The organism is Pseudomonas sp. HMWF021 (genome assembly GCF_003061005.1).
GTDB lineage: Bacteria > Pseudomonadota > Gammaproteobacteria > Pseudomonadales > Pseudomonadaceae > Aquipseudomonas.
This window is the reverse complement of record NZ_QAIK01000136.1, coordinates 108,866-115,786: the sequence shown is the minus strand read 5'-3', so window position 1 is coordinate 115,786 and position 6,921 is coordinate 108,866. Positions and strand designations below refer to the sequence as shown.

The 6,921-nt window shown below is 60.1% G+C and carries 7 protein-coding genes; 2 read left to right on the top strand and 5 right to left on the bottom strand.

Annotated features, from left to right (window positions below; all coding sequences use genetic code 11):
• The 4 genes from DBR18_RS18945 to DBR18_RS18930 form a co-directional block, all read right to left on the bottom strand.
• Positions 1-768: ABC transporter ATP-binding protein (locus DBR18_RS18945; RefSeq protein WP_256588787.1), on the bottom strand; the 768-nt coding region annotated here is incomplete at its 3' end.
• Entirely contained in the window at positions 765-1,418 is a 654-nt protein-coding gene (locus tag DBR18_RS18940; RefSeq protein WP_108591447.1) for an ABC transporter permease, read from the bottom strand. The genes DBR18_RS18940 and DBR18_RS18945, both read right to left, overlap by 4 nt.
• 12 nt (positions 1,419-1,430) lie before the next feature.
• Positions 1,431-2,324 carry a glycine betaine ABC transporter substrate-binding protein gene (locus DBR18_RS18935; protein ID WP_108591446.1) on the bottom strand — a complete coding sequence of 298 codons (894 nt, stop codon included), beginning with the start codon at positions 2,322-2,324 and terminating at the stop codon, positions 1,431-1,433.
• Positions 2,325-2,345: 21 nt separating this feature from the next.
• On the bottom strand, positions 2,346-3,035 hold the full coding sequence (locus DBR18_RS18930) for an ABC transporter permease (protein WP_177327464.1): 690 nt from the start codon (positions 3,033-3,035) through the stop codon (positions 2,346-2,348).
• Between the two features lie 447 nt (positions 3,036-3,482).
• Here DBR18_RS18930 and DBR18_RS18925 point away from each other — a divergent pair, with 447 nt between their 5' ends.
• Both DBR18_RS18925 and DBR18_RS18920 read left to right on the top strand, forming a co-directional pair.
• Entirely contained in the window at positions 3,483-5,066 is a 1,584-nt protein-coding gene (locus DBR18_RS18925) for a peptide chain release factor 3 (RefSeq protein WP_007965665.1), read from the top strand.
• 351 nt (positions 5,067-5,417) lie between these two features.
• Complete coding sequence (locus DBR18_RS18920) at positions 5,418-5,675, top strand: hypothetical protein (protein WP_177482407.1); 258 nt, start codon at positions 5,418-5,420, stop codon at positions 5,673-5,675.
• 210 nt (positions 5,676-5,885) lie between these two features.
• Here DBR18_RS18920 and DBR18_RS18915 read toward each other — a convergent pair whose 3' ends face one another.
• On the bottom strand, positions 5,886-6,866 hold the full coding sequence (locus tag DBR18_RS18915) for a peptide ABC transporter ATP-binding protein (protein ID WP_108591444.1): 981 nt from the start codon (positions 6,864-6,866) through the stop codon (positions 5,886-5,888).
• Positions 6,867-6,921: the final 55 nt, after the last annotated feature.

Below are 6,921 nucleotides of genomic sequence, written 5' to 3'. Positions count from 1 at the left end.
GTCTTCGGCTTTCACCAGCAACAGACGCTTGAGGGTGCTGTCCTGGCCGACGAAGTTGCTGACGAAATCGTCTGCCGGGTGCGCGAGCAGGGTGTCCGGGTGATCGATCTGCAGCAGTTTGCCGGCGCGGAAGATCGCGATCTTGTCACCGAGCTTGATCGCCTCGTCGATGTCGTGGCTGACCATGATCACGGTCTTGTTCAGCGCCCGCTGCATCTCGAAGAACTCGTTCTGGATCATCTCGCGGTTGATCGGGTCGACCGCACCGAACGGCTCGTCCATCAGCAACAGCGGCGCATCCGCCGCCAGTGCGCGGATCACACCGATGCGCTGTTGCTGGCCGCCGGACAGTTCACGCGGATAGCGATGCAGATACTGCTTGGGTTCCAGCTTGATCATGCTCATCAACTCGCGGGCACGGTCGTGGCATTTCTGTTTGTCCCAGCCGAGCAGTTTCGGCACCACGACGATGTTCTCTTCGATGGTCATGTTCGGGAACAGGCCGATCTGCTGGATCACGTAACCGATGTTGCGACGCAAGGTCACTTCGTCGAGGTCGGTGGTGTCTTCGCCGTTGATCAGGATCTTGCCCGAGGTCGGCTTGATCAGGCGGTTGATCATTTTCAGCGTTGTGCTTTTGCCGCAACCCGATGGCCCGAGGAACACACAGATTTCGCCTTCATTGACGGTCAGGCTCACCGAGTCCACGGCTTTGACATCTTTGCCGTTGCTCTGGAAGGTCTTGCTGAGGTTTTGAAGTTCGATCATTTGAGGAGTCCTTTTGGAGTCAGCGTACGTTGCAGCCACTGCAGGAGAAGGTCGGCGAAGATCGCCAGAAGACTGACCAGAAGCGCGCCGACGATCAGCATCGACATGTCGCTGCGGCTGATGGAGGCGAGGATCAGCACACCGAGGCCACCGGCGCCGATGGTGGCGGCGATGGTCATCACACCGATGTTCATCACCACGGCGGTGCGTACCCCGGCGAGAATCACCGGCACCGCAATCGGCAGCTCGACCATGCGCAGGCGCTGGCCGAAGGTCATGCCGATGCCGCGCGCGGCTTCACGGATACCCGGCTCGACGCCGGTCAGGGCGAGGTAGGTGTTGCGCATGATCGGCAGCAGTGAATAAAGGAACACCGCGGTGATCGCTGGCATCGGCCCGAGTCCCTGGCCGAACCTGGAATAGAACGGCAGCAGCAGGCCGAACAGGGCAATCGACGGCACGGTCAGCAGCACCGTGGCGCTGGCCTGCAAAGGCCCGGCGAGAGCCGGGAAGCGGGTCATCAGAATGCCCAGCGGCACACCAATGAAAATCGCCAGTGTCACGGCGATGCCGACCAAAGTGATGTGCTGCCAGGTCAGGTGCATCACCTGCTGCCAGTCGAGGTGGGAAAAGGCGTTGAGAAATTCCATGACTTTTCCTCCTTAGTTGAGTGGATGCTGGCGCAGGAAATCCGCGGCCACTTTCGATGGGCTTTCGTGATCGACGTCGACCCGCGCGTTGAGCTGGCGCATGGTTTCGTCGTCGAACAGTTGCGCCAGCGGCTTGAGTTGCTCGGCCAGTTGCGGGTGCGCATCGAGATAGGCCTGACGCACCACCGGCGCGGCGGTGTAGTCGGGGAAGTAATGTTTGTCGTCTTCCAGCAGTTTCAGGCCGAACGCATTCAGGCGACCGTCGGTGGTGTAGACCAGACCGGCGAACACCTGGCCGTTGCGCAGCGCGGTGTAGACCAGCCCTGCGTCCATCTGGCGGATGTTCTTGCGGGTCAGGTTCATGTCGTAGAGCTTGACCATGCCGTCCAGACCGTCGGAGCGGTTGGCGAACTCGGTGTCCAGCGCGACCAGGTGATTGGTGTTGGCCTCATCGCGCAACACCTTGTTCAGGTCGCTGATGGTGTTGATCTGCGGGTACTGCTCGGCGATTTTTTTCGGCAGGGCGAGGGCGTAGGTGTTGCTGAATTTCGACGGGGTCAGCCAGATCAGGCCTTTTTTCGCGTCGAGTTCTTTGACTCGGGCGTAGGACTGTTCGCTGTCGAGTTTCTCGGTGACATGGTTGTAGGCCACCAGCGACACGCCGGTGTATTCCCAGAGCATGTCCAGTTGCCCGCTTTCGTGGGCGCTGCGCGCCAGATTGCTGCCCAGACCGCCGGTGATCTGCGCGTCGTAACCTTTGCTGCGCAGGTATTGTGCGGTGATTTCCGCGAGCAGGGTCTGCTCGGTGAACACCCGGGCGCCGAGGCGGATCACCGGTTTTTCGGCGGCTTGGGCCAATCCTGCAAACAGCAGGAAGCAGCTCAAGATCAAGCTAAATCGTTTCATAAGTATTCCTTCGCAAAAGCCTTAAGACGGGCGCAAACCGCGTTCCAGCCAGAGACGGCTGGCGAGGGTGACCACGCCATCGAGCAGCAGGGCCAGCAGCGCGGTGCACGCGGCGCCGAGCAGCAGTTGCGGCTGATTGTTCAGGGCGATGCCGGGGAAGATCAGGCTGCCAAGACTGTTGGCGCCGATCAGGAAGGCCAGCGGCGCGGTGCCGACGTTGATCGCCAGTGCCACGCGCACGCCACCGATGATGATCGGCACGGCGTTGGGCAGTTCGACTTTCCACAGCACCTGGCGCGGGGTCATGCCGATGCCGACGGCGGCTTCCTTGAGCGAACCCTGGACGTTTTTCAGGCCTTCGTAGGTGTTGCGCACAATCGGCAACAGTGAGGCGAGGAACAAGGCGAAGATCGCCGGGCCACTGCCGATGCCGAGAATCCCCAGGGCAATCGCCAGTACGGCCAGCGGTGGCACAGTGTTACCGATATTGAAGATCTGCATGAAGCGTTCAGCGCGGCCGACCATGGTCGGGCGACTGAGAAAGATACCGGCGGGGATGCCCACGACCAGGGCAGCCAGCATTGAAGCGAGGACGAGAATCAGATGAGCTTGCAGGTAAAACAACAAATCGTCGCGGTAGTGTTCGATCGTGTTGATGCCGATCCAGTGAACCAGCAGGGCCAGGAGCGCGATCACCACCGCACCTCCCATCAGCCCTTTGCCATAGCGGATAGCCACAGGCGGACTCCTTTTTTTGTAGTCGGCGAGCGCAGTCCCGTGTGGCATGCCATTCCTGGCCGCCGGGAGCGTCGTTCGCGAAAAGTAGCCGTTTTTCAGGGCCGGCAAAGCGGTCTGAAAGCGAGCCATGAGCGCAGCCTCGTCAGGCTAACTTGCTGATTTTTCAGCCCCTGACGAAAAGTCATAACAGGGGATGGACGTCTCCGTGCTTCAAAAGGTTCCCACATCAGATGCCATCTGGCCACCGGTAGGAGCTGCCGCAGGCTGCGATCTTTTGATTTTGTTCTTAAGAGCAAGATCAAAAGATCGCAGCCTTCGGCAGCTCCTACAGGGGAGATTGGGGATATGGACGGTAGTGGGTCGGTTACTTTTTAAGCTATACTCGCCGCCCTTTTTTGAATCACCGCCAGGCGATTTCCCATGACCAACCAGGCCGCCGAAGTCGCGAAACGCCGCACTTTCGCCATTATTTCCCACCCCGATGCCGGTAAAACCACGATCACCGAAAAGCTCCTGTTGATGGGCAAGGCGATTGCAGTGGCCGGCACGGTGAAATCCCGTAAATCCGACCGCCATGCGACATCCGACTGGATGGAGATGGAGAAGCAGCGGGGTATTTCCATTACCACGTCGGTCATGCAGTTCCCCTATCGCGAACACATGATCAACCTGCTCGACACCCCGGGCCACGAAGACTTCTCCGAAGACACCTACCGCACCCTGACGGCGGTCGACTCGGCATTGATGGTCCTCGACGGCGGTAAAGGCGTCGAGCCACGGACCATTGCCCTGATGGACGTCTGCCGTCTGCGTGACACGCCGATCGTCAGCTTCATCAACAAACTCGACCGTGACATCCGCGACCCGATCGAACTGCTCGACGAAATCGAAGCCGTCCTGAAGATCAAGGCTGCGCCGATCACCTGGCCGATCGGTTGCTACCGCGACTTCAAGGGCGTGTACCACCTGGCGGACGACTACATCATTGTCTACACCGCCGGTCACGGTCACGAACGCACCGAAACCAAGATCATCGAGAAACTCGACTCCGACGAGGCGCGCGCGCACCTGGGCGACGAGTACGAGCGCTTTCTCGAACAGCTGGAACTGGTGCAGGGCGCCTGCCACGAGTTCAACCAGCAGGAATTCCTCGACGGTCAGCTGACACCGGTGTTCTTCGGTACTGCATTGGGCAACTTCGGGGTCGACCACGTGCTGGATGCCGTCGTTGACTGGGCGCCGCGTCCGCTGGCCCGCGTGGCCAACGAGCGTACCGTGGAGCCGGTGGAAGAGAAGTTCTCGGGCTTCATTTTCAAGATCCAGGCGAACATGGACCCGAAACACCGCGACCGCATCGCCTTCATGCGTATCTGCTCCGGCAAGTACGAGAAAGGCATGAAGATGCGCCACGTGCGTACCGGCAAGGACGTGCGCATCGGCGATGCCCTGACGTTCTTCTCCTCCGAGCGTGAACAACTGGAAGAGGCCTACGCCGGCGACATCATCGGTCTGCACAACCACGGCACCATCCAGATCGGCGACACCTTCAGCGAAGGCGAAGTCCTCGGTTTCACCGGTATCCCGCACTTCGCCCCGGAACTGTTCCGCCGCGTGCGCCTGCGCGATCCGCTGAAATCCAAGCAACTGCGTCAGGGCCTGCAACAGCTGGCCGAAGAAGGCGCGACCCAAGTGTTCTTCCCGGAGCGCAGCAACGACATCATCCTCGGTGCCGTCGGTGTGCTGCAGTTCGATGTGGTCGCCAGCCGTCTGAAAGAGGAATACAAGGTCGAGTGCTCCTACGAGCCGATCACCGTGTACTCCGCGCGCTGGATCGAATGCAGCGACAAGAAGAAGCTTGAGGAATTCTCCAACAAGGCTGTGGAAAACCTGGCGCTGGACGGCGGCGGTCACCTGACCTACCTCGCGCCAACGCGGGTCAACCTGGCGTTGATGGAAGAGCGCTGGCCGGATGTGAAATTCCGTGCGACGCGTGAACATCACTAAGCCTTGAACCGCAGCCCCCAAAGCCCTCGACGCGAAAGCCTCGGGGGCTTTTTTATGGCGTCGTCCCCTGTAGGAGCTGCCGCAGGCTGCGATCTTTTGACGTTGAAGATCAAAAGATCGCAGCCTGCGGCAGCTCCTACAGAAGACGGTGGGGTTTTCGTTGCGCGAGCTGGTGCGCCCATTCGCTTAGCTGATTCGGTTATAGCCGTTATTCACAAGTGTTCTGCCACGCCGGGGCATTTCCGGGGGGGCGTTAGCGTCCTATCTGGTGAACCACGCTGATCGGAACTAGATTTCATTCAGCGCCGGATCGGCACCCCAGGCTTCAACCACGAAAGGATGGAAATGGCTATGAGCATTTTTCAACGCATTGTGCTGTTGCTTAAGGTTTTGGTGATGTTGACGCTTGGCACCACGGCGGCGTGGGCGAGTTCTGCCACGCCACCACAAGGTTTTAATGCAGCCCACGGACAAGCCGGTGTGGTCATGCTGGCCAAGTCCGAGTCCGAACCTGGCGATCAGGATCAGGGCGGCAGCAAGGACGATGACGACTCGACCACTGATGAGCCGGACACCGATGACGATGACGACGGCGACAGCCAAACGTAAATCGCCGACAAAAGAAAACCCCTTCTTCCCCGACTGATGCGCAATCGAGGGAGAAGGGGTTTGGGTTAACCCATTATTTGCGGATCAACACGTTCCCTGTAGGAGCTGCGGCACGCTGCGATCTTTTGATCTTGATGTTGAAAATCAACAGATCGCAGCCTCGTTTCACTCGACAGCTCCTACAGGTTTTGTGTCGGTCTGCGGTTCTGCTTACGCCGCGCCGTCGAGGAACTGCTCGGCGTAGTGGCACGCCACCTGCCGGCTGTCGAGCTGGCGCAACGCCGGCTCTTCAGTGCTGCAACGCTCGGTCGCGTACGGGCAACGCTTGTGGAACGCGCAGCCTGATGGCGGGTTCAGCGGGTTGGGCAGTTCGCCGACGATCTTGATTTTCGGTTTGTTCGGGTCCGGGTGAATGGTCGGAGTCGCCGACAGCAGCGCCTGGGTGTAAGGGTGCAGCGGGCGTTCGTAGATGTCGTTTTTCGGACCCAACTCCACCGGGCGACCGAGGTACATCACCATCACGTCATCGGCCACGTGTTGCACCACCGCCAGGTTGTGCGAGATGAACACGTAGGCGGTGTTGAATTCCTGCTGCAGGTCCATGAACAGGTTCAGCACCTGCGCCTGAATCGACACGTCCAGCGCCGAGGTCGGTTCGTCCGCCACCAGCACTTTCGGTTGCAGCATCATCGCCCGGGCCAGAGCAATACGCTGGCGCTGACCGCCGGAGAACATGTGCGGATAACGCTGGTAGTGCTCGGGACGCAAGCCCACCTGCTTCATCATCGCCTGGACTTTCTCGCGACGTTCGGTAGCCGACAGGTTGGTGTTGATCAGCAGCGGTTCGGCCAGTTGATCACCGATTTTCTGCCGTGGATTCAACGACGCGTACGGGCTCTGGAACACCATCTGCACGTCTTTGCGCAGTTGCTTGCGCTGGGCCTTGTCGGCGCCGGCGACTTCTTGCCCGGCGATTTTCAGCGAGCCGGACGACGGCTCTTCAATCAGGGTCAGGGCGCGGGCGAGGGTGGATTTGCCGCAGCCCGATTCGCCCACCACGGCGAGGGTCTTGCCGGCTTCCAGTTCGAACGACACGCCATTGAGCGCGCGCACGGTCGCGTGGCCCTTGAACAGGCCACGGGAAACTTCGTAGTGACGGGTCAGGTCGCGGGCGGTAAGTACGACGGCCATTACGCCACCTCCTGGTTCAGCGGGAAGAAGCAGCGGGCAAGGCTGTGGCTTTTCG

Excerpts from the sequence above, each read along its gene's own strand:
- DBR18_RS18940 (WP_108591447.1), bottom strand. The coding sequence starts at position 1,418 with ATGGAATTTCTCAACGCCTTTTCCCACCTCGACTGGCAGCAGGTGATG.
- DBR18_RS18935 (WP_108591446.1), bottom strand. The coding sequence starts at position 2,324 with ATGAAACGATTTAGCTTGATCTTGAGCTGCTTCCTGCTGTTTGCAGGA.
- DBR18_RS18930 (WP_177327464.1), bottom strand. The coding sequence starts at position 3,035 with ATGGGAGGTGCGGTGGTGATCGCGCTCCTGGCCCTGCTGGTTCACTGG.
- DBR18_RS18925 (WP_007965665.1), top strand. The coding sequence starts at position 3,483 with ATGACCAACCAGGCCGCCGAAGTCGCGAAACGCCGCACTTTCGCCATT.
- DBR18_RS18920 (WP_177482407.1), top strand. The coding sequence starts at position 5,418 with ATGAGCATTTTTCAACGCATTGTGCTGTTGCTTAAGGTTTTGGTGATG.
- DBR18_RS18915 (WP_108591444.1), bottom strand. The coding sequence starts at position 6,866 with ATGGCCGTCGTACTTACCGCCCGCGACCTGACCCGTCACTACGAAGTT.